The organism is Tardiphaga sp. 285_C5_N1_2 (assembly GCF_052076065.1).
In the GTDB taxonomy this organism is placed as follows: Bacteria; Pseudomonadota; Alphaproteobacteria; order Rhizobiales; family Xanthobacteraceae; genus Tardiphaga; species Tardiphaga robiniae.
Genome location: NZ_CP197241.1, coordinates 1,322,711 through 1,345,152 on the forward strand (window position 1 = coordinate 1,322,711; position 22,442 = coordinate 1,345,152).

18 protein-coding genes and 2 riboswitches are annotated in these 22,442 nt (G+C 63.3%); of the genes, 9 read left to right on the forward strand and 9 right to left on the reverse strand.

What is annotated here, in order from left to right:
• Positions 1 to 626: 626 nt before the first annotated feature.
• Positions 627 to 1,370 (reverse strand): SDR family oxidoreductase, encoded by a 744-nt coding sequence (locus AB7951_RS06235; protein ID WP_414716860.1) that lies wholly within the window; start codon positions 1,368 to 1,370, stop codon positions 627 to 629.
• Positions 1,371 to 1,473: 103 nt separating this feature from the next.
• Here AB7951_RS06235 and AB7951_RS06240 point away from each other — a divergent pair, with 103 nt between their 5' ends.
• The gene (locus tag AB7951_RS06240) at positions 1,474 to 2,754 is read left to right on the forward strand and encodes a Zn-dependent hydrolase (RefSeq protein WP_231079803.1); all 1,281 of its coding nucleotides are present in this window, start codon (positions 1,474 to 1,476) and stop codon (positions 2,752 to 2,754) included.
• Here AB7951_RS06240 and AB7951_RS06245 read toward each other — a convergent pair.
• A complete protein-coding gene (locus AB7951_RS06245) occupies positions 2,751 to 4,739 on the reverse strand; it encodes a putative bifunctional diguanylate cyclase/phosphodiesterase (protein WP_120291536.1) in 1,989 nt (662 codons plus the stop codon). The genes AB7951_RS06240 and AB7951_RS06245 overlap by 4 nt on opposite strands.
• A gap of 271 nt (positions 4,740 to 5,010) precedes the next feature.
• Here AB7951_RS06245 and AB7951_RS06250 point away from each other — a divergent pair, with 271 nt between their 5' ends.
• On the forward strand, positions 5,011 to 5,523 hold the full coding sequence (locus tag AB7951_RS06250; protein ID WP_120291534.1) for a tyrosine phosphatase family protein: 513 nt from the start codon (positions 5,011 to 5,013) through the stop codon (positions 5,521 to 5,523).
• Here AB7951_RS06250 and cobS read toward each other — a convergent pair.
• Both cobS and cobT read right to left on the reverse strand, forming a co-directional pair.
• Entirely contained in the window at positions 5,516 to 6,280 is a 765-nt protein-coding gene (gene cobS, locus AB7951_RS06255; RefSeq protein WP_120291532.1) for an adenosylcobinamide-GDP ribazoletransferase, read from the reverse strand. The two genes, AB7951_RS06250 and cobS, sit on opposite strands and share 8 nt — an antisense overlap.
• Complete coding sequence (gene cobT / locus AB7951_RS06260) at positions 6,281 to 7,336, reverse strand: nicotinate-nucleotide--dimethylbenzimidazole phosphoribosyltransferase (RefSeq protein WP_120291530.1); 1,056 nt, start codon at positions 7,334 to 7,336, stop codon at positions 6,281 to 6,283.
• Positions 7,337 to 7,435: 99 nt separating this feature from the next.
• Positions 7,436 to 7,626: riboswitch (cobalamin riboswitch) on the forward strand.
• A gap of 109 nt (positions 7,627 to 7,735) precedes the next feature.
• Between cobT and AB7951_RS06265 the strand changes: the two genes are divergently transcribed.
• From AB7951_RS06265 to AB7951_RS06290, 6 genes are read left to right on the forward strand one after another with little or no spacing between them, the layout of a single operon-like run.
• On the forward strand, positions 7,736 to 8,185 hold the full coding sequence (locus AB7951_RS06265) for a DUF1636 family protein (RefSeq protein WP_120291528.1): 450 nt from the start codon (positions 7,736 to 7,738) through the stop codon (positions 8,183 to 8,185).
• Complete coding sequence (gene cobU, locus AB7951_RS06270) at positions 8,182 to 8,712, forward strand: bifunctional adenosylcobinamide kinase/adenosylcobinamide-phosphate guanylyltransferase (RefSeq protein WP_120291526.1); 531 nt, start codon at positions 8,182 to 8,184, stop codon at positions 8,710 to 8,712. The genes AB7951_RS06265 and cobU overlap by 4 nt, the downstream gene beginning before the upstream one ends.
• The gene (cobW, locus tag AB7951_RS06275; RefSeq protein ID WP_120291524.1) at positions 8,713 to 9,726 is read left to right on the forward strand and encodes a cobalamin biosynthesis protein CobW; all 1,014 of its coding nucleotides are present in this window, start codon (positions 8,713 to 8,715) and stop codon (positions 9,724 to 9,726) included.
• A gap of 15 nt (positions 9,727 to 9,741) precedes the next feature.
• Positions 9,742 to 13,464, forward strand: coding sequence for a cobaltochelatase subunit CobN (gene cobN, locus AB7951_RS06280; protein ID WP_439061827.1), 3,723 nt, complete (start codon positions 9,742 to 9,744; stop codon positions 13,462 to 13,464).
• Entirely contained in the window at positions 13,461 to 14,087 is a 627-nt protein-coding gene (cobO, locus tag AB7951_RS06285; RefSeq protein WP_068734347.1) for a cob(I)yrinic acid a,c-diamide adenosyltransferase, read from the forward strand. Before cobN ends, cobO begins: the two co-directional genes overlap by 4 nt.
• Complete coding sequence (locus AB7951_RS06290; protein ID WP_120291520.1) at positions 14,087 to 15,574, forward strand: cobyric acid synthase; 1,488 nt, start codon at positions 14,087 to 14,089, stop codon at positions 15,572 to 15,574. The genes cobO and AB7951_RS06290 overlap by 1 nt, the downstream gene beginning before the upstream one ends.
• Here the strand turns inward: AB7951_RS06290 and cbiB are convergent.
• Positions 15,547 to 16,515: an adenosylcobinamide-phosphate synthase CbiB gene (gene cbiB, locus AB7951_RS06295; protein WP_120291518.1), complete on the reverse strand. Its 969-nt coding sequence runs from the start codon at positions 16,513 to 16,515 to the stop codon at positions 15,547 to 15,549. The two genes, AB7951_RS06290 and cbiB, sit on opposite strands and share 28 nt — an antisense overlap.
• Positions 16,515 to 17,378: an ABC transporter substrate-binding protein gene (locus AB7951_RS06300; RefSeq protein WP_120291516.1), complete on the reverse strand. Its 864-nt coding sequence runs from the start codon at positions 17,376 to 17,378 to the stop codon at positions 16,515 to 16,517. The genes cbiB and AB7951_RS06300 overlap by 1 nt, the downstream gene beginning before the upstream one ends.
• A gap of 9 nt (positions 17,379 to 17,387) precedes the next feature.
• Between AB7951_RS06300 and cobD the strand changes: the two genes are divergently transcribed.
• Positions 17,388 to 18,374: a threonine-phosphate decarboxylase CobD gene (cobD, locus tag AB7951_RS06305; protein WP_120291514.1), complete on the forward strand. Its 987-nt coding sequence runs from the start codon at positions 17,388 to 17,390 to the stop codon at positions 18,372 to 18,374.
• A gap of 12 nt (positions 18,375 to 18,386) precedes the next feature.
• On the opposite strand, the gene AB7951_RS06310 is transcribed toward cobD, so the two are convergent.
• The 3 genes from AB7951_RS06310 to AB7951_RS06320 are packed head-to-tail and all read right to left on the reverse strand — an operon-like array spanning position 18,387 to position 22,182.
• A complete protein-coding gene (locus tag AB7951_RS06310) occupies positions 18,387 to 19,169 on the reverse strand; it encodes an ABC transporter ATP-binding protein (protein ID WP_120291512.1) in 783 nt (260 codons plus the stop codon).
• Complete coding sequence (locus AB7951_RS06315) at positions 19,166 to 20,191, reverse strand: iron ABC transporter permease (RefSeq protein WP_120291510.1); 1,026 nt, start codon at positions 20,189 to 20,191, stop codon at positions 19,166 to 19,168. Before AB7951_RS06315 ends, AB7951_RS06310 begins: the two co-directional genes overlap by 4 nt.
• The gene (locus tag AB7951_RS06320) at positions 20,185 to 22,182 is read right to left on the reverse strand and encodes a TonB-dependent receptor domain-containing protein (RefSeq protein WP_120291508.1); all 1,998 of its coding nucleotides are present in this window, start codon (positions 22,180 to 22,182) and stop codon (positions 20,185 to 20,187) included. The genes AB7951_RS06315 and AB7951_RS06320 overlap by 7 nt, the downstream gene beginning before the upstream one ends.
• A 32-nt stretch (positions 22,183 to 22,214) precedes the next feature.
• A riboswitch (cobalamin riboswitch) is annotated at positions 22,215 to 22,418 on the reverse strand.
• Between the last annotated feature and the right edge of the window lie 24 nt (positions 22,419 to 22,442).

Here is a 22,442-nt window from a genome sequence, read left to right on the forward strand (position 1 = left end):
ACGGCAGGACAGTACCGAAACATTTTTTCCTATCTCCCGTTGACAATATCCCCATCAGGTTTATATTCCCCTATGTCCTGCCCCACCGAGAGGGGCGATCGCGATCGTCACGTTCGCGGGGCAGGATGCGGTGGACGCCGGAGATGCGGCGTCACGCGGTTTGGGGGGACGTCTGTCTTCGGGCAGGACGGATCTGCGCCAGCACTGCCACTGGCAAGGAGACGGCCGACCTTCGGATGGACAGACCCCTGGACAGTGTGACGGACGACCAAGTCAAAACGCGTTCGGCTTACTCGCTTGAGGCTCCCTTCCCATCGCCTTGGGACTTTAATTCGCGATCGGAGCGTTCGTCGAGGCAAAGTGCAAGCAACCGAAAAAACACCGCATGCGGAACGCCGGGCAATCGCTCGGCGCCTCCGAAAGTCCTGATGCACACTAACCTGCGGAAGACCGCATTCGCATCAGGCCCAAGGGTGCAACGGGCACCCGGCGTTCCGCACGCCCTCTCACAAGGGGCGGGAATGCAAGCAACGACGGCGCCCCCGCGCCGCAAATAACAGGGGTGATGACGCATGTCTGAAGGGTCGTGGCTGTTTGACAATCAAATCAGACCACTGTCACGACGCTCACATGGCTAGGAACGAGCGATTCCAGGTCGGGCTGATCAGCACCTCATTGATACAGACATGCGGCGGCATGCTGGCGATGAAGGCGATGGTCTTGCCGAGATCGTCCGGCTGCAGCATCCGCGCCATCACCTCGTCGCTCGGCGGCACCGGACGGTTCTTCATGATGTCAGTGGCGACCTCGCCGGGCGAGAGACAGCAGGCGCGCAAGCCGTTGACGCATTCGTCCATGTTGAAGGAATGGGTCAGCGCCAGCACGGCATGTTTGGTGGCCGTATAGGCCGGCCCGGTCATTTTCGACACGATGCGCCCGGCCCACGAGGAGACATTGATGATGCAGCCGTCTTTCTGCGCGCGCATCGCGGGCAGCACCGCGCGCATGCAATACATCACGCCGTTGAGATTGATGTCGACGATCAGGTCCCAGCCGTCCTGCGTGACATCCTCCCAGCTGCGCTTCGGCAGGTTGACGCCGGCGCTGTTGACCAGAAGGTCGATACGGCCATGTTTGGCGAGGATGGCCTGTGCCACCTTGTTGACGTCGTCGGCATTACTGACATCCAGCGCCATTGCCTCCACGGGCTTGCCGCCGGCGCCGAGTTCATCGGCGACGCCCTTCAGCACATCGGCCCGGCGGCCGGAAATAACCACCGTCCAGCCGTCGGCCAGCAGCGCCGCTGCGCCCGCCTTGCCGATTCCGGTGCCGCCGCCGGTCACCCATGCGATCCTGGTCTTGCTGCTCACGATTTTCTCCCTGATCGTTTCTTGCTTCGCGATGTCCATCGTCTTGCTTCACGATGGCCAAAGTGTTCAACAATAATCGTGCCGGCGCCAGTGCCGCCAACTCATGAGCCTCATGCCGATCATGCCGACCGACACCAAACTGCCCATCGATCAGAACCGCCTCTGGGACGACCATATGGCGCTTGCCGCCATCACCGATCCCGACAAGCCGTGGACGCGGCGATCGTTCTCGCAGCGCTTTCTCGATGGGCGCGCCTGGCTGCGTGAGCAATTCATCGCCGCGGGCATGACGGTGCGCATGGATGCCGGCGCCAACATGATCGCCCGGCTGGAAGGCAGCGTTCCGGGCCTGCCGCCGATCATGCTCGGCTCGCATTCCGACACGGTGCCATCCGGCGGCCGCTTTGACGGCATTTCCGGTATCCTCACGGCGCTGGAGGCCGTGCGTGCGCTGCAGGCGTCCGGCTACAAATCGCGGCACCCAATCGAGATCGTGGATTTCCTCGCCGAGGAGCCCAGCGAATACGGCCTGTCATGCGTCGGCAGCCGCGCCATGGTCGGCGAACTTGATGCGAAAATGCTGACCTACACCAACGCGGCCGGTGAAACGCTGGCCGATGCCATCAAGCGCGTCGGCGGCGATCCGGCGGCCGTCGCCACCATGCCGAAGCCGGAATTTGTCGGCTATCTCGAATTGCATATCGAGCAGGGCGTCGTGTTGGAAAGCAAGAAGCTCGATCTCGGTCTCGTCACCGGGATCGCCGGCATCACCCGCGTCGAGATCGTGCTGAAGGGCGCCGCCGATCACGCCGGCTCGACGCTGATGGAATATCGTAGGGATGCAAGCTTGCCCGCGGCCGAACTCGTGCTGCTCGTCGCTCAGCAGGCCAATGCGTTTGCGGCGCGCAAGCAGGGCCACTTCGTCGCCACCACGGGGATCCTTGAGATCAGCCCGAACGCTGCGAATGTCGTCCCCGGCGGTGCGCGCATGATCCTCGATATTCGCGCAGAGAAGGCCGCGCTGGTCGATGAATTCGTGGCACTGCTCGACCGCGAGAGCCTCGCCATCGCCAAACGCGCTAAGGTCGAACGCGAACGTTTCGCGTTGATTTCGCAAAATCCTCCCGCGCCTTGCGACGATCACCTGCTCGATGTTCTCGGACGTAGCGCTGCCAAGCTCGGCTATTCCACGACGCGGCTGGCGTCGGGCGCCGGTCACGACGCGGCTTTCATGTCGCATATCGGCCGCAGCGCGATGCTGTTCATTCCGTCAAAGGACGGCAAGAGCCATTGCCCGGAGGAATGGTCGGAGCCCGAGCAACTGGCCGTCGGCGCGGCGACGCTGTTCGAGGCGGTGCGGCTGCTCGACGGACAGAACGACTAGCTGGCGGTGCGTTCGGCCAGCACGCCGTGTTGAACAGAAGCCAGATAATCGCCGACCTGCTCGATGCCCATGGGTTTGGCGAAGAAGTAACCCTGCATGAAACGGCAGTGCTCCTTGCGCAGGAAGTCGACCTGTTCGTCGCTCTCGACGCCTTCGACGATGCAGTCGTGACCGAGGCCGTTGCACAGTCCGAGCATGGTGCGCAGGATCAGGCGCGCAGCAGAATCCGTCTCGATCTTACTGATGAAGCTGCGATCGATCTTGACCTTGTCCAGCGGCAATTCGCGGATGCAGCTTAGGCTCGAATAGCCGGTGCCGAAATCGTCCAGCGAGATGCGGGCGCCCAGAGCCTTCAGGGCATTCAATGCTTCGGTCGCCTGTGCGAGATTGCCCATCACGGCCGTCTCGGTAATCTCGAAGTCGATGCGGCTGGCCTTCACCATGCTTTGCTGGACAACAGCAATGATCTTGAGGATCGACAGGGGAGAGGCGACGTCCACCGCAGAGAGGTTGAACGAAATCCGGACATGCTCCGGCCATGTCGCTGCACCTTCAAGGGCCTTGCGCAGCAGCAACGGGGTCAACTGGCCGATCATGCCTGAGCGCTCGGCGGCGACAATGAAGCTCATCGGTGGAACATTGCCGAGCTCCGGGCTCTTCCAGCGCGCCAGGGCTTCGAAGCTCGCGGGCTGTTGTGTTTCTGCGTCGATGATCGGCTGGTAGGCGATCCACAATTCCCGTTCGAGGTCGGCACTGGCCAGGGCCCGACTCACAGAGGAGGCCTCGCGGATATCGGCTTCGTGTTCTGCGGAAAACCGGACGGCCTTGCCACGCTTGTGCTGCTTGGCAAAGAACAGCGCATAATCGGCGCGCTCGAACAGATCCTGCGCGGTCCTGGCTGTGTCCGGAAATTCCGCATATCCGATCGAGCAGCTGATGCTGACTGTAATGTCATCAATCTCGAACGGGATGTCGAACAGGTTCTCGATGCTCTCTTCCGCCTCAACAATTGCATCCGGGTCGAGCAATTGGTCGCTGAACATGACGAATTCGTCGCCGCCCAGTCTGCCCAGAAACACGTGAGGGGCGAGATGTGCGCGCAGTCTGTCTGCGACTTCGACCAGCAAGCGATCACCCGTGTGGTGTCCGTGGATGTCGTTGATCGGCTTGAAGCCATCCAGATCCAGGATACCGAGCAGCAGGCCGCCGCTACTGTGCTCAGTGTTGACAATGCCGCGCTCAAGCTCGGCAAAGAAGTTCCGGCGATTGGGGAGACCAGTGAGGCTGTCGATATTCGAATTCCGGAAATTCTTGTCGCTCAGTACCTGCAGTTCAGCCTGCTTGATACGCAGCGCCTTCTCCGAATTCACCCGCTTCTCGAAGTCGGAGTAATTGCCGAGCAGCATGAAGAGAACGGCCCCGATAACCACGACGAAGTTGAAGGCGATGGAGACGAAGACGACATTGTCGCTGGAGCCGAAAAAGAACGCGAAAGGCACGACAACCAGCGCCATCACGATCAGCGCTGCCGCGCGCAGATGCATGAGGCAGAAACCGCAGCCGATCGATGTCACGGCCATAAAGAACGCAACGTGGCTTTTGCTATAGGCGTCGCCATAGGGAAACAGGCTGAGGCTCCAGGCAGTGAACGCGACGCCGAGAATGCCTGCAAAGATGATCGAGCCGGTGAGCTTCTCTACGGCCTGGTTGAGCGACAGTGTGGTGTTCCGCGCTCTCAACCAGCTCAGTATCCGGATCACACAGATTGCATCGAATGCAGCAGGGAGATAGACGGTAAGCAGATGTGGCGCAGTACCATAAAAGGTGATTGCAAGTGCCGTCGTGTTGACGACCACCAGCGCATACATCATCGGCACCTGACGGGTGAAGGCAGCGAGTTTCGCTTCCACCAGTTCGGGGTTTTCGCGCGGCACGCGGAAGATCGTTCCGATTTGTGATGCCGCCATTTCGAAGTAGTTCAGCATCGTACCGTCCTGGACTCTGCACTGGTAAGTCAGATACCTATCGCAACTTCTTTAAGATTGGCCTGCCTCGGTTGTCTAAAGTTCGAGCAGGTAACCGATTGTTCTGATTAGTATATTTTCTTCTGTTTGCGATGGTGCAGGTGCGAAAAGGTCGGGGGTGGTATTAAGAAACCGACCCTGCATCAGCGACATCGGAGCGGCATGAGGTTGAAGAAGGTCCATTCGCCGTGGGTGAGAGGAAGGACATGACGACAGCGAGCAGGGTGTTCGAATGATCTATGTGAGCTCGCTCGGAGGCCTTGCTGCTGTGGCAGACTCACTGCCGTCCTTCGATCTGCTGACACTTCTCTCGCCCGCAGCGAGCGAGCGCGACTGGAGCGGGTTGGCGCGTGAGCGTCATGTGGAGCTGACCTTCCACGATATCGTCGAGGTGACGCCGGACCTGATCGCTCCCGATGCCGACGCCGTGGATGCCATTCTTGACTTTGGCCGCGGCAGCACCGCCGATCGCCCGATGCTCATTCACTGTTGGGCCGGTATCAGCCGTTCCAGCGCTGCGGCTTACGCCATCGCCTGCGATCGCAATCCCGGCTATGAGACGGCGATTGCAGATGAACTACGCAAACGTTCGCCTTATGTGACGCCGAACAAATTGATGGTGCAGTTGGCTGACGAACAGCTTGGCCGCGATGGACGCATGATCGAAGCCATTGCGCGCATCGGCCGCGGCGCGGATGCCTTTGAAGGTGAGCCTTATCGATTGCCGCTGAACTGGCCTATTTGATCAGGGCCGCAACGCCGAGAAGAAATCCGATCTCGAAGAGTTGCTCGACGGCACCGAGCACGTCGCCGGTGTAACCACCGATCAGACGACGCGACCAGAGTGCGAGCAGTGCGGCGAGCGCTGCGCCGAGCAGAAGACCCGCAAAAAGCGATGCGACCGAGACGAGCGCAAGCGGGATTGCTGCAAGCACAACCACACCAAGTGCAAACAACGATTCCTCAAATCGCACGGGCGCCTCGGCGTAAGTGACCTTCATCGCACTGGTATCGCCGCTATAGGGCAGGCGGTTCATCACGAAGGCCGGCATGGCGCGGGCTGCGGCGTGGACGGCGATCAGCGCCGCCGCACCTGCCCACATCGGCAATATGGCGAGCGCCGCAATGCGCAGCGCCGTGCCCAGGCAAAGTGCCAGGGCGCCGTAAGTGCCGATGCGGCTGTCCTTCATGATTGCAAGACGCTTCTCGACGGTCCAGCCCCCGCCGAAGCTGTCGGCTGTGTCGGCGAGGCCGTCTTCATGCAGCGCGCTGGTCAGAGCGATGCTTGTCGTGATCGCCAGCAGGGCGGAAATCAGCGGTGACCAGAATTCGCCGGCAACGAGAAACACGATTGCGGATGCAGCGCCGATGCCGGCGCCGACCACCGGAAAATACTTCATTGCACGCGCAAGCCAGTCAGGCCCTTGCGCGTCGACAGTTGCCGGTACCGGCAGCACCGTCAGGAAACGGATCGCATTCAAAAGATGCGGATCCGGTCTCATCTAGATATTTCCGGCCAGCACGTCGTTGAGGCTCGCAACGTCGGTCAGCATGCGCGCGGCGGCGCGGACCAACGGCACCGCAAGCAGCGCGCCGGTGCCTTCACCGAGCCGCAAGCCGAGATCGAGTAGCGGCTGGGCATCGAGCGCATCGAGCACCATGTCGTGGCCGCGTTCGGCCGAGCGGTGCGCGAAGACGCAGTAGTCGCGTGCAGCCGGGGACAGGCGAACGGCGAGCAGTGCCGCGGCGCTGGAGATGAAGCCGTCGATGATCACCGGCCGTCGTTGCGAAGCTGCGCCGAGGATCGCTCCGGCCATGCCTGCGATTTCCAGTCCGCCGAATTCGGCAAGCACATCCAGCGGCGCAGTTGCGTCGCTGCGTGCTGCCGCCTTCGTGATCGCCGCGCGCTTGCGCGCCATGCCGGCATCATCCTGCCCGGCGCCAACGCCGATACAATCATCCAGGGGGGCCGGCGCGAGTCGATGAACCACCAGTGCCGATGAGGCCGTGTTGCCAATTCCCATCTCGCCGAGCGCGATGATGTCTGCGCCGGCCTTGATCTCACCGACGGCGATTCTGAAGCCGCGCGTCAGCGCATCGGCCGCGTGCTCTGCCGTCATCGCTGGCTCGCGCGCGGCATTCGCCGTACCCATGCGAACCTTTGCATCGACCAGCTTCGGGTGCACCGGCAGCTCGGCGGCGACGCCGATGTCGATCACGCGCACACCGATGTCATTGGCCGCGGCGAAAGCATTGGCCGTGGCGCGGCCGGCCAGATAGGTCGTCACCATCGCGACCGTGACCGCCGACGGATATTGCGACACGCCTTCGGCTACGAGTCCGTGATCCCCCGCGAAGATCAGCAGCACGGCATTGTCGCCGCGGGGCTCGCCCGGATGCCGGATCATGCCGAGCTGCAGCGCCAGGTCCTCGATTCTCCCCAGCGATCCCGGCGGTTTGGCCTTGCCGTCGATGACGGCGCGGATGCCTGCCGCGATCTGCGGGTCAACAGGCGCAATGGCGGGCGGCTGCCACAAGGACTGGGAATAAGCGGGCATAGGGTTCCTTTTCGCGGCCTAACTGACGCAAGACGACCTGCAAGGTCAACAGGTCCGGGCGACAGTCCGTCGGCGCGGTTGACCCCGGCGCACCCGGCAGATAGCGTCTTTTGCGATGGTCCTTCCGCGTGGAAGGTGAATAGGGAAGCCGGTTTGAGGCCGGCGCTGCCCCCGCAACTGTAAGCGACGAGCCCGCGCCGGTGCCACTGGGAATTCTTCAGAATTCTTGGGAAGGCGGCAACAGGCTATGACTCGCAAGCCAGGAGACCTGCCATCACGAACTGTGCTTTGGAGGCGTCGTCGGGGCGGGGTGCACCGGACGGGAGCGAACCGACGGCCATGCTGTCGGCGCGATCCAACAAAGCTCGTAGGCCCGTGAGGGCATGAACTGAGCATGTGATGGATCACGACAGCGCCGATATCTCTGGCGAACAAATTTCGGTCGAACCGCCGCGCCCTGTGCCGGCTGGTCCCGTTGTCGTGAGCGTGTGCATCAGCTGCAAGGCTGCCGAAGCCGGCACGATCGTCGGGCCGGACATGTTCGATGCCGTGAAGGCCGCGCTCGGCAATGGGGATGCTACTGTGATAGTGCGTCCGGTGCAGTGTCTCAGCGTCTGCAGGCGGCCGGCGACGGTCGCGGTGACGAGTCCCGATGGCTACACGTTCCTGTTCGGCGATCTGCAGACCGACAGCGGCAGCGCGGCGCTGGTGTCTTTCGTGGAGTCCTATCAGAAGGCCGACTACGGTCTTGTACCGTGGCGGGAACGCGCCGAGGTGTTGCGCAAGGGTATGGTCGCGCGCGTGCCGCCATTGCGCTGGTCACCCGAAGACGGACGTGCTCCGAAATGACCGCGGCCTCCACCACGTTGGTGCTGGGCGGCGCGCGCTCCGGCAAGTCGTCCTTCGCCGAGAAACTGGTCGATGGTATCGGCCTGACGAAAATCTATCTGGCCACGGCAACGGCCGGCGATGACGAGATGCACGCCCGCATCGCGCAGCATCGCAGGCAGCGCGGAGAAAGCTGGATCACCTTGGAAGAGCCACTGGCGCTAGTCGATGCGCTGACGCGCGAGGCGACGGTCGGGCGCGTCGTGCTGGTGGATTGCCTGACACTGTGGCTGTCGAACCTGATGTTCGCCGAGCGCGATCCAGAGATTGAAGCGAAGCGCCTCGTGCGTTTTCTCGATGTCTCGCGCTATCCGATCGTGTTCGTGTCCAACGAAGTCGGCCTCGGCCTCGTGCCGGAGACGCCACTCGGACGCGCTTTTCGCGATGCGCAGGGCCGGCTCAACCAGATCATCGCGGCCGCCGTGCCGAATGTTGCTTTCATTGCCGCCGGGCTTCCGCTCTGGCTTAAGCGTTCCCAGGAGAATTGAATGTCCCGCGTTCCCGTCACCGTCCTCACCGGATTTCTCGGCGCCGGCAAGACCACGCTGCTACGCTCGCTGCTGACCCAGGCCGATGGCCGCCGCATCGCCGTGATCGTCAACGAATTCGGAGACGCCGGCTTTGACGGAGGTCTTGTCGAGGAATGCGCGGCGAAAGCCTGCGCGCCCGGCGATATCGTCGAACTCACCAATGGCTGCATCTGCTGCACGGTCGCAGACGATTTCGTGCCGACCATGGACAAGCTGCTGTCCCGTGAACGCCCGCTCGACGCCATCGTCATCGAGACGTCCGGCCTGGCGTTGCCGCAGCCGCTGCTGAAGGCTTTCGCATGGCCCGCGGTAAAGACCCGCGCCACTGTCGATGGCGTTGTTACCATCGTCGATGCGCTGGCGCTTTCTGAAGGCCGCGTCACGCTGGATGAAGACGCCGTTGCCGAGCAACGCGCCAAGGACGAGGGTATCGAGCACGACGATCCGATCGAGGAAGTGTTCGAAGATCAGTTGGCTTGCGCCGACCTCGTGGTGCTGTCGAAGAGCGATCTGGTCGCTCCGGAGAAGCTCGCCGAGATCGAAGCCAAGCTCAAGGCCGTGCTGCGTCCGGGTGTGAGCATCGTGCGCTCCAAGGGCGATCTCGCGCCATCAGTGCTGATCGGCCTCAATGCCGCAGCCGAGGATGATATGGCCGCCCGCGTCGGTCATCACGGCGAGGAAGAAGAACACGACCATGACGATTTCGACAGCATCGTCGTCAAACCAACCGCTGCTGCGAGCATCGACGCGATGCGCGCACGCATTAGCGATGCGCTCGGCCTCGACGGCGTGCTGCGCGTGAAAGGCCATGCCCGCATTACGGACAAGCCCGCGCCGATCGTGGTGCAGGCCGTCGGCGCCCGCGTCGATCTCGCCTTCGCCCGGCCGGATGTGGCGCAGGCCGAGCACCTCGTAGTCATCGGCCTCAAGGGATTCGACGGCGACGCCGTGCGAAAGGCACTCGCCGGGTAACGCAGGTTCACCCGCATGCATCTGAAGCTCGACACCTCCGGCAGTATTGATGACGGCGACGTCGCCCGCGATCTCGGGCAGGACACCGCCGATATCGTCGTGTTGTCAGCGGCGGATAGCGATCTGGCGGCGTTCAATGCGGCGCATGCGACACTGCCGGGCGATTTCCCCAGCGTGCGGTTTACCAACATGCTGGCGCTCGGCCATCCCGCGTCGGTCGATCTCTATGTCGAGCGCACGCTGGCCAGGGCGAAGATCGTGGTGCTGCGCATGCTCGGCGGCATCAGCTATTGGCCCCATGGCGTCGAGAGCCTGCGCAGCGACGCGCTGAGCCGCGGCGCCAAATTCGCCTGCCTGCCCGGCGAGATGGACTGGAATGCCGAGCTGGCTGCACGTGGCACTGTCAGCAGCGATGACACCCACGCACTCTGGCGCTATTGCAGCGAGGGCGGCGTCGACAACGCGCAGCTGGCACTGCGCTATGCCGCGCATCTGATCGGTCACGGAGAGGAGCCGCCTGTTGCGCGGCCGATGCCTTCGGCCGGCTTCTGGCCGGGTGAACCCGCGGGGGATAACCGGCCGAATGCGATTGTGATCTTCTACCGCGCGCTGGTGGCCGGCGGCGATACTGCGGCAATCGATGCATTGCGTCGGTCGCTCGACGCGCGCGGCCTCAACGTGGCCTGTCTCTACGTCACGAGCCTGAAGGATGAGCGCTCCGCGGCTTTCCTGCGCGCCGTGCTTGCGGCCTATCCGCCCGATATCATCATTAACGCGACGGCCTTCGCTACCGCGACCGCGCATGACGATGCCGGCGTGTTGTCGGCGTCAGGCTGTCCGATTCTGCAGGTCGCACAAGCCGGCATTTCACGCGCCAGCTGGGAAGCCTCCACTCGCGGCCTGACGCCGCGCGATCTGGCGATGCATGTGGTGTTGCCGGAAGTCGATGGCCGCATCTTCGCCAATGCCATCGCCTTCAAGGAACGTGGCGCCAGCGACGGCGGCTTTGCGCCGACGACACTGCAGCCGGTGCAGGATCGCGTCGAAGCGACCGCTGATCTGGCGCGTGCCTGGGTCCGCTTGCGTCGTTCGTTAGCGAGCGAGCGGCGCGTCGCGCTGATCCTGGCCAATTATCCCAATCGCGATGGGCGCCTTGCCAATGGCGTCGGCCTCGATACGCCGCAGAGTCTGATCGATGTGATCGCCGCGATGCGCGAAGCCGGCTACGGCACTGGTGACGCGCCTGACACGACGGCCGCCATGATGCAGCTGTTGCAACAGGGGCCAACGAATGCGCTTGCCGATCGCGCGGAGCGAAGCGGTGGCGTGACGTGGCCGCTGGCTGACTATCACGCGGCCTTTGCGACGCTGCCGACCAATGTGCGGCTGGCTATTGAGTCACGCTGGGGCAAAGCTGAGAACGATCCGCATGTCGTCGATGGCGCATTCCGTCTCGGCCTGCATCGTTTCGGCAATATCACCGTCGGTGTGCAGCCGGCGCGCGGTTACAATATCGATCCCAAGAGCACCTATCACGATCCCGATCTGGTACCGCCGCATCACTATCTCGCATTTTATCTCTGGCTGCGCCGCGGCTTTGACACCCATGCAGTGGTGCATCTCGGCAAACACGGCAATCTCGAATGGCTGCCGGGGAAAAGCGCGGGTCTGTCCGCCGATTGTCTGCCCGATGCCGTACTCGGTCCGCTGCCGCATCTCTATCCGTTCATCGTCAACGATCCCGGCGAGGGCATTCAGGCAAAGCGCCGCACCTCCGCCGTGATCATCGATCACCTGACACCACCGATGACGCGGGCCGAATTGCACGACGATCTGGCGCGGCTGGAGAATCTGGTCGACGAATATGCCATGGCGACCGATCTCGATCCCAAGCGCGCTGCCGTGATCGCCGAAGACATCCTGTCGCTCGCCCGCGCGCAGCAGATCGATGCCGACGTCAATGTCACCCGCGACACGCCGACGGGCGAGGCGCTGCGCGCGCTCGACGCCCATCTGTGCGATCTCAAGGAAATGCAGATCCGCGATGGATTGCACATCTTTGGCCGCGTGCCCGAGGACGCGCAGCGCAATGGTCTCCTGGTGTCCATCGCGCGCCTGCCGCGCTCGGATATCAAGCCGCAGGATGCGTCACTGCATCGCGCATTGGCTGCCGATCTCGGTCTTGGCACGTTCGACCCGCTCACCCGTGATATGGCCGATGACTATCTCGGCCCGCGCCCCGGCGTTCTTGCCGATGTCAGCGATGCAGTGTGGCGCACCACAGGTGACACCGTCGAACGAATCGAAGGGCTGGCGCTGCAACTTGTCTCCGGCCAGCTGCCCTGCGATCCCACCTGGACGCGCGCCACCGATGTACTTCACTGGATCAATGTGAAACTGCGACCCGCCATCGATGCTTGCGGTGGCGCGGAGACGGCCGCATTCCTCAAAGGCCTCCACGGTCAGTTCGTGCGGCCCGGTCCATCTGGCGCGCCGACGCGTGGACGCCCCGATGTGCTGCCGACTGGGCGCAATTTTTTCGCCGTCGACGTTCGCGCCGTGCCAACGCCATCCGCCTGGCGCATCGGGCAACTGGCGGCCGAACGGCTGGTCGAGAGCTATTGGCAGGAGGCAGGCGAATGGCCGCGCGCGATTGCGCTGTCGGCCTGGGGCACCGCCAATATGCGCACCGGCGGTGACGATGTCGCGCAGGCATTGGCGCTGATTGGCGCGCGCCCGCTGTGGGAGGAAACCTCCGGCCGTGTCACCGGCTTTGCCATTACGCCGCTGTCTGAGCTGAAGCGCCCACGCGTGGATGTGACCTTCCGTGTCTCCGGCCTGTTCCGCGATGCGTTCCCGACCCAGATGGACATCATCGGCTCCGCCGTGAGTGCCGTGGCCGAACTTGACGAACCCGACGACGCCAATCCTATTGCCGCCAATGTCCGCGCGCGTGCCCGCACGCTCGAAGCCGGTGGCATGACCTGCGAGATCGCACGGCGACAGGCGACGCGCCGTGTGTTCGGCTCCAAGCCTGGCGCTTATGGTGCGGGCCTGCAGGCGCTGATGGACGAGGGTGGCTGGAGTAATCGTGCCGACATTTCCGAGGTCTATCTCGATTGGGGCGGCTATGCCTATGGCGGTGGAACCGATGGCGAGGACGCGCGAGGCGAATTCGCCGAACGGCTGAGGGGCGTCGATCTCGTCGCGCAGGCGCAGGACAATCGCGAGCACGACATTCTGGATTCCGACGACTATTACCAGTTCATCGGCGGCCTCGCGGCGACGGTGCAGACGCTGCGTGGCTCGGCGCCGCGCATCGCCCATATCGATACGTCGCGCCCCGAAGCGCCGATTGCCCGGCCGCTGGCGCATGAGATCTCGCGGGTGGTGCGCGGCCGCGGCGCCAATCCGAAATGGATCGCCGGCGTCATGCGTCACGGCTACAAAGGCGCCTTCGAGATCGCGGCGACGGTTGATTATCTGTTCGGTTTCGCGGCCTCCACCAATGCGGTCGCCAATCACCATTTCGATCAGCTGTTCGCCTCCTATCTGGAAAATGACGAAGTTCGAGGCTTCATGGCATCCGCCAATCCCGCGGCGCTGCGCGAGACGGCTGCGCGCTTTGCGGAAGCGATGCGCAGGGGCCTGTGGACGCCACGTTCCAATCGCGCTGCCGATCTGATCGCCGAACTTCTGCCGCAGGCACACAAAGAGATCGCAAAGGAAATCCCATGACCGAACTCGCCCACGACGATGAAGAAAATGCCCGCCACAAGATCAAGGCGGCCAAGCACAAGGCCGCCAAGGACAAAATCATGGCGACCAAGGTCGGCGAGAAAGGTCTCTTGATCGTCCATACCGGCACCGGCAAGGGTAAGACTTCTGCGGCGCTCGGCATGGTGTTCCGCCATATCGGTCACGGCTATCCGGTCGGTATCGTCCAATTCACCAAGTCGCCGGAATGGGACACTGGCGAAGCGCGGCTGCTGAAGACCTTCCCGGATCTCGTCACGCTGCACATCATGGGCGAGGGCTTCACCTGGATCACGCAGGACCGCGAACGCGACATTGCTGCCGCGACCGCGGGCTGGGAGCGCGCCAAGGAAATGATCCGCGATGACCGCCATCGTCTGGTGCTGCTCGATGAACTCAACATCGTGCTGCGTTACGACTATCTCGACCTCAATGAAGTCCTGACCTTCCTGCGCGACGAGAAGCCGGCCGACAAGCACGTGGTCATCACCGGCCGGAACGCCAAGCCCGAGCTGATCGAGATGGCCGATCTGGTCACCGAGATGACGCTGATCAAGCATCCGTTCCGCGCTGGCATCAAGGGCCAGAAGGGCATCGAGTTCTGATGAACCTGAATACGCCCGCGCTGATGATCCAGGCGACCGGCTCCAATGCCGGCAAGTCGACGATCGTCGCTGGGCTGGCGCGGGCACTGGTGCGGCGTGGCTTGAATGTGGCACCGTTCAAGCCGCAGAACATGTCGAACAATGCTGCTGTCGCGGTCGATGGCGGCGAGATCGGCCGCGCGCAGGCGGTGCAGGCGCGGGCCGCCAGGTTGCCGCCAAGTGTCCACATGAATCCGGTGCTGCTGAAGCCGGAGACGGACACCGGCGCCCAGGTGATCGTTCAGGGCAAGCGCTGGGGCACGCTGCGGGCGAAGAACTATCTGGAGAAGAAGGCCGCATTGCTGCCCGCCGTGCTCGAAAGCTTTTCGTTGCTGGCCGATCAGGCAGACATCGTTCTCGTGGAAGGGGCCGGCAGCCCCGCGGAAATCAATCTACGCGCCGGCGACATCGCCAATATGGGCTTTGCTGCCGCGGCTAACATTCCGGTGGTGCTCGCTGGCGATATCGATCGCGGCGGCGTCATTGCGAGTCTCGCCGGCACGCATCTGGTGCTGGAGCCGGAAGAACGTGCGCGCATCCACGGCTTCATCGTCAACAAGTTTCGCGGCGATCCCAGCCTGTTCGACAACGGCCTCAGGGCGATCACGCGGCTGACGGGGTGGCCATCCATCGGTGTGTTGCCCTGGCTGCCGCAGGCGGCGTTCCTGCCCGCCGAAGACGCCGTCGATCTCGATCGCACCCATGCCTCGTCATCGACCCGCATCATCGCCGTGCCGGTGCTGGCGCGGATCGCCAATTTCGACGATCTCGATCCGCTTGGCATGGAGCCCGGCGCGAAGCTGGTCTTCATCAGGCCGGGCGAAGCCATTCCGGGCAATGCCGACGTGATCATCATTCCCGGCAGTAAATCTACCATCGGCGATCTCGCCTTCCTGCGTGCGCAGGGCTGGGACATCGACATCAAGGCGCATGTGCGCCGCGGTGGTCATGTGCTCGGCCTGTGTGGAGGCTACCAGATGCTCGGCTGTACGATCGCCGATCCCGATGGCGTCGATGGTTCACCAGGCACTGTGGAAGGGCTCGGCCTGCTCGATATCGCGACGCTGATGAGCGCGGATAAATCCACGACGCTGGTCACCGGTACGCATTGTGCGACTGGCGCCGCAATCGAAGGCTACGAAATTCATCTCGGTCGCAGCGAGGGTGACGACTGCGCGCGGCCGCTCGTGATGATCGATGGACGACCTGATGGTGCTGCGTCCGTCGATGGACGGGTGCAGGGCACTTATGTCCATGGGCTGTTCACCGGCGATGCGTTCCGCAAGGCATGGCTGGCCAATCTGGGCATCGCGTCGTCGCTGGCCTATGATGCGCAGATCGAAGCCGCGCTCGATGCGTTGGCCGATCATTGCGAAAAGCATCTGGATATCGATCGACTAATCGAGATTGCCCGCAGCCGTCACAGCAACAGCGCCAGCGCAGCATAGATTGTGGTTTGCGAAACGCAAGCTGCGACGAACACGCGAAGTGCCCGGCCGATGTCGTCAGGCGCTGCGGTTCGGCCTTCGGCATTGAGATAGGGATCGTTGACAGCGCCCTCGGCATAGACGCGGGGTCCAGCTATTGCGATCCCGAGCGCGCCAGCCATGGCACTTTCCGGCCAGCCGGCATTGGGCGAACGATGCTTGGAAGCGTCGCGCATCATGATCTTCAATGACGCGATGATTGATCCGCGTGACACTGGCGCGGCAAGCGCGACCAATATTCCCGACAAGCGCGCCGGGATCAGGTTGACGAGATCGTCGAGCCGCGCTGCAGCCCAGCCGAAATCGATATAGCGCGTGCTGCGATGGCCGATCATGGAGTCGGCCGTGTTGATGGCCTTGTAGGCGATCAGGCCGGGCAATCCGAGCAATGCCAGCCAGAACACCGGCGCGACGATGCCGTCGGAGAAATTTTCGGCGGTGGATTCGATCGCCGCGCGCGCGACGCCGCCTTCATCAAGCCGCTCCGGATCGCGGCCGACGATCATTGCGACGGCCTGGCGTGCTGCGGGCAATCCGCCCTCGGTGAAAGCGCGACGCACGCGGGCCACATGCTGATACAGGCTGCGTTGGGCGATCAGCGTCGAGGCAATCAGGGCTTCGACGCCGAAACCGATCCAGTTGTCGTTGAGAAGATCGGTGAGCAGTCCGCCGACAAGTATTGCGACACTGACCAGCGCGATGATAGTGACGACGCCTGCCAGCTTGCGCTGCCGACGCGACCAGCTCTCGAGGTTGAGCCGGTGTTCCAGCCAGCCGATGCCGTTGCCGATCCAGACCACGGGATGCGGTGCGCGGCGCCACAGCCAGTCGGGATCGCCGATCACGGCATCGAGCAGCAGCGCCGCGACCACCAGCAGGAGCGCGTCGCCATGCACCAGCATCAGGGCGCCACGCGACTGATTTCGGTGGTCAGTCGATCGAGCGCCTCGACCATGGTCGGACCGCCGCAGGCGGTGAGGCGCTCGGGCAGCACCAGTCGCTTCGATGCCGGATAGAATTTCTCCAGTGCGGGATGCAGCAGGAAGGCGCGGCCTTCGTCTTCGGCAAAATCGGTATTGTCGGTGACCAGCAGCAGATCGGGCCTCAGTGTGACGATCGCCTCCAAGGAGGCGAAGCCGCCAGCCTTGAGGCCGAGCTCGCCGCCGGCATTGCGCAGCCCGACCGCTGATAGCAACGACGTGGTCAGATTTTCGCCGCCGGACACCCAGCCGCGCCGCGACACCGCCAGCACGCGCAACGGCTTGCGCTGTACGGCGGCGTGGGCCTGCGCGATTGCAGTATCCAGTTTCGCTATTTCGGCTTCAGCACGCTCCGGATGCTTGACCAGCGCGCCCATCTGGCGGAGCTGTTTCTTGACGTCGTCGAGCGAGCGGGCGGGATCGAATTCGGTGACCTTCAACCCCTTGTCCTTCAGGAGTTCGCGGGTCGCGCGCTTGGTGAAGCGGCCGGCGACGACGACATCCGGCTTCAGCGCCAGCACGTCCTCAGCCTCGCCGGACAGCAGGCGGAACGCCTTCGCCTTGTCCTTGTCCCATGAGCGGAACGGATCGCGCGCATAGGGGCTGAGGCCCAAAATCTGCTCGGGATCGGCGAGGGTGACGAGCAGTTGATCGGTGCAGAGGTTGATCGAGGCGATGCGCGGCAGATCGGCCGCACTGGCCTGCAGCGGCGCCCATGCGAGCAGCGCGAGTGTCGTAGCCGCGAGCGGCCAAAGCCTCTCGCGCTTCGCCCGATATGATGGCATGACACAGGCATGAAACATGGTGGCGATCTCACGCAGGCGATGGCGGAATTCGGCGGTGCGCCGGACCAATGGCTCGATCTCTCGACCGGGATCAATCCATGGCCGTGGCCAATTCCTGCCAACCTGCCGAGCCATCTTTGGGAGCGCTTGCCGACGCGCGCCGACGAACAGTCGCTGTTGTCCGCCGCGCGCAGCGCCTATCACGTGCCCGATAGCGTCGATGTCGTTGCCGCTGCCGGTACGCAGGCGTTGATCCAGTGGCTGCCGCATCTCGCTATGCCCGGAGCCGTTGCCATCGTCGGGCCGACCTATAACGAGCATGTCGCGGCTTGGCGTGCCGGCGGACATGAGGTCGGCGTAATCGGTGGCCTTCATGCGCTGCCGGATCATGCCAGGCATGTGGTGATCGTCAATCCCAACAATCCCGACGGGCGTATCGCTAGGAGCGATGAACTCGCTGATGTTGCGGCGATCCTGCAACGGCGCGGAGGCTGGCTGGTGATCGATGAGGCCTTCGTCGATGTCGATCCAGCGATCAGTGCGGTCGAGCTGTGTGCGAAGTTGCCGGTGGTGATCCTGCGCTCGTTCGGAAAATTCTACGGCCTCGCGGGTCTGCGTCTCGGCTTCGCGCTCGCGGCGCCTCTGATCGCGCAGCGTATCGCGACTGCCATCGGTCCATGGGCCTGTTCCGGACCGGCGCAGGTCATCGGCGCGGTCGCTTTGCGCGACGAGCGTTGGGCCACGCAGACTCGCGTCGCGCTTGTCGCGCAGAGCATCAAGCTGGACAATGTGTTGACCGATGCCGGTTTCGAGATCGTCGGCGGCACGCCGCTGTACAGGCTGGCGCGACATGTCGACGCCCTGAAATGGCATGCCGCATTGGCCCGGCAGCAGATCTGGTGCCGCCACTTCGACTGGAGCCATGAGCTGCTGCGGTTCGGCCTGCCGCCCGATACGGCTGCTCTGAGCCGGCTTGCTGCTGCGCTGGCGAAATAGCCGCCACATCGCTCAGACTCCCGCCCAGGGCAGGATAATCGTTTCGTTCCGGTGTTCGGCGCGATAGGTGCTGATACGAAAGACATCGGCGACGATGTCGTCAGATAGCGCTTGCTGCGGTGCGCCTTGGGCTGCGAGGCGTCCGTCGGACATCACCAGCACCGTATCGGCGAAACGTGCCGCGAGGCCGAGATCGTGGGTGACCACGATCACCAGCACGCCGCTGTCAGCGACATCGCGCAAATTCTTCATGACGTCGATCTGGTAGCGTGGATCGAGCGACGCGGTCGGCTCATCGGCCAGCACGATCGGTGCCTCGACGGCGAGAACGCGGGCCAATGCGACGCGGCTGCGCTCGCCACCCGAAAGCTCAGTCACGCGGCGATCGGCAAAGGCGACGACGTCCGTTGCCAGCATTGCGCGCTCGACCGCAGCCTTGTCCGACGATGTCAGCCGCGCCGGATCGGTCGCGCCATGCGGATAGCGGCCGAGGGCGACAACGTCCTTCACGTCGAGCGGCCAGTGCACAACATGACCTTGCGGCAGATAGCCGAAGCGTTTTGCGCGCTCGCGCAGCGTCAGGGATGCCAGCGCATCGCCGGCGACGTGGATCGTGCCCGTTGAGGACTGCAAGCCTGCCAGCGCACGCAGCAGCGTCGTCTTGCCGGCGCCGTTCGGGCCGACCAGAGCGACCAGATGCCTGCGTTGCAGCGAAAGCGAGACTTCGTGCAGCACCTCGCGCCCGGAGAGCGTGACGCTCAGATTGCTCGCGGTCAGTAGCGCCTGATCGCTCATGCGACGCCTCCGCCCAGAGCGCGACGCTCGCGCATGATGAGATAGAGGAAGAACGGCACACCGATGATCGAAGTCAACACGCCGACCTTGATGTCGGTGGTCGACGGGATCAGGCGCACGGCGATATCGGCAGCCAGCAACAGCGCCGAGCCGGTCAATGCGCTCGGGATCAGCAGGCGCGCGGGATCATGGCCGATGATCGGGCGCATCAGATGCGGTGCGATGAGGCCGATGAAGCCGATCGTGCCGGTGACTGCGACGGCGCCGCCAACGCCGAGTGCGACGCCAAGAATCACCAGCAGGCGCAGGCGGCTCACATGGACACCGAGGCTCTGTGCGGTCTCTTCGCCGAGGCTCAATGCACGAAAGGCCGAGCGCTGGCTCATCAAAATGATTGCGCCGGCGACAATGAACGGCAGCGCCAGCGTGACGTGACGGAAGCTGCGGTCTTCCAGCGAGCCGAGCAGCCAGAACGCGATCTCAAGTGCGGCAAAGGGATTGGGAGACAGGTTCATCACCAGCGCCGTCGCGGCACCTGCTAGGCTGGAGATTGCGAGACCCGCGAGGATCAGCAGCAGCAGACCCGCATTGCGGCCGGCGATGCCGAGCAGCACGAACACCGACAGGAACGCCATCGTGATGCCGGCAACAGGCAGCGCCCATGAGCGGACATCGGCCAAACCGAGCGAGATCATCAGCACCGCGCCGAAGGCCGCGGATTGCGGCGCGCCGAACAGGGACGGCGAGGCGAGGGGATTGCGCAGAAGGCCCTGCAGCGCGGCACCGGACAGGCCGAGGATCGCGCCGATGGCCAGTGCGAGGATCGCGCGCGGCAGGCGGATTTCACGCACGATGATCTGCTGCACGTCGCTGCCACCGCCGAACAACGCATCGAGCACCGTCAGCGGCGAGAGCTTGACAGGTCCCGTGCCGAGCGAGCCCAGCGCCAGCAGCGTCACAAGACCGACGAGCGCGATGGTCGCGATCGTCCGGCGGCGTACTGCTGGCGCTGCGGTTACCATGTGGCGTTGAAGCCTGCGTAAGCCGCAGGTCCCGTGGTGCCGAAGTTCAGCACTTCCTGATAGTGCTCATTCAGGATGTTCTCACCGCGGGCGAAGACCTTCCAGGTCGCATCGATCTTGTACTCGGTATAGAGATCGACGCGGGTATAGGCATCCACCTGACCGACCTGATTGGCACTGCTGAAGCGCTTCGATACCGTGGTGACGCGCGGCTCGATCATCCACTTGTCGGTCGGCGTGATCGTGAGTGCGAAGCGGGCGAAGTTCTTGGGACGACGTGCCAGCACTGTATCATTGCCGAGATCTTGCGCGTGCAGGTAGGTGTAGGCTGCGTTGAACTTCATCAGGCCCGGAATAACGTCCACATTGGCGCCAACTTCGAGACCATTCGTTTCGGCGCGTGCGACGTTGATGTAGCAGCCTGTGGTTTGGGCAACGGGACACGAACCGGGGCTTCCCGTCGGCGTCACGAAGTTGATCAGATTGCTGTAGTCGTTCGAGAAGCCCGTCAGCGAGACCACCACGCGGCCATTGAAAAGGCTCTGATCGACGCCGGCGTCGTAGCCGAAGCTTTGCTCCGGGCTGAGCGTCGGCGTGCCGTTTGCCGTTGAATACAGCTGGAACAGTGTCGGTGCCTTGGCGCCGGTACCTGCGCTGGTGTGGAACTTGGTGCCGGTTTCTGCAATCGTATAGGCGGCCGTGGCACGCCATGTCTCGAAGCGCCCGACATCCACGACGTCGTCCACGCGGCCGCCCAATGTGATGTTGAGACGTTCGCCTACGGGGACCGACCACAGCGCGAAGACCGAATTGGTATCCTGGCGTTTCGCCAGCGCGGGTGTGATAGCGGCCGGTATCGGCAGGATGGCGGTCGTGTAGGTCTTGGCTGTCTCGCTCTGCGTCTTGGCGCCGTAGATCAGCGAGCCAAATGCGCCGAGCTTCAGGTTTGCCTGATATTCTGCGCCGAGGCTGTCACCATTGTAGTCGAGAATATTGGTCGTGGTGTTCTGCGGCAGCATGTTGGTGCGATAGGTTACGTCATAGTTCGAACGCTCGGTATGCGTGTTCGACACGGTGACATTATGCGTGAGAATGCCGCCGAATGAATCCAGTGAGACGCGGCCGTAAACGGTTTGCAGCAGGCGCGTGACATTTGAAGGCGTGTCGGGAAGCTGCACGGCTCTCGACGTCGGACTGAAAGTGCCGTCATAGGCGGCTCGCGTGAAGGATGACACGAAGCCGGATTCCAGCCGGATGCCTTCGCCGGCATCGTAGCCGATCCTGGCCGATCCGCCGACGCGATCAAAGCCGTCGCGTTCGAGATTGGGGTACAGCGCTTCAAACTGAGGGATGCGATAGCCGAAGCGCGAGAAACCGTTCGAATGCTGACCGCCACCTGTGAAAGCGTAGGACCACGGACCGTTGGAGCCGGTCAGCGATCCCTGCGTCATGACAGTGCCATAGCTGCCGGCTTCGGTGCGTACGTTAACTTGCGCAGGGCCCGAGCCCTTCTTGGTAATGATATTAATCACGCCGCCCATGGCGTCTGATCCATAGAGTGCGCTCTGCGGGCCCTTCAGGACTTCGATGCGCTCCATCGCCGAAGGCGTGAACATGGCGAATTCGAAATCGCCGGACGCCGCCGTGGGATCATTGACGCGGATGCCGTCGATCATCACCAGCGTCTGGCCGGTGTTGCCGCCGCGCAGGCGGACATTGGTGGTGCCGCCAGGGCCGCCGGTTTCGGTGATGTCGAGACCGGGCACGGTGCGCAGCGCATCGACCAGAGAGCCGGGATTGCTGGTCGCAATGGTCTCGCCTGACACGACGCTGATCGAACTGCCAGTGCGATTGAGTTGTTCGGGTGCTCTGTCCGCCGTCACTACGATTTCGGAGAGCTGCTCGGCACTGGACTGCGCATGCGCAGCACTGTGAGAGCAGGACAGAACAACAACGGCCGCAGTGCCTGCGGCCAAATTCCGGATAGTCATTTAACCCCTTCCGTCGACCCACCGTCGAACGAGTGTGAAACTCGTTACCGGCCGGTCTCCTGGCTCGCGGTGGTCTCCCGGTCCGCCTTCCCGAATCTGCGATGCAAATTCAGTGGCTTTGTGGACCTGGAATGGCCGCTTACAGTTGCGGGGGCAGCCGCGGCATAGGGGATATTTCCCCGCACCGCATTCCCGTTTCACCTCCTCGCGGAGGCACCGATAACGACAGACAGGAAGCACAGCGCGCCGCGCGGTGCAAC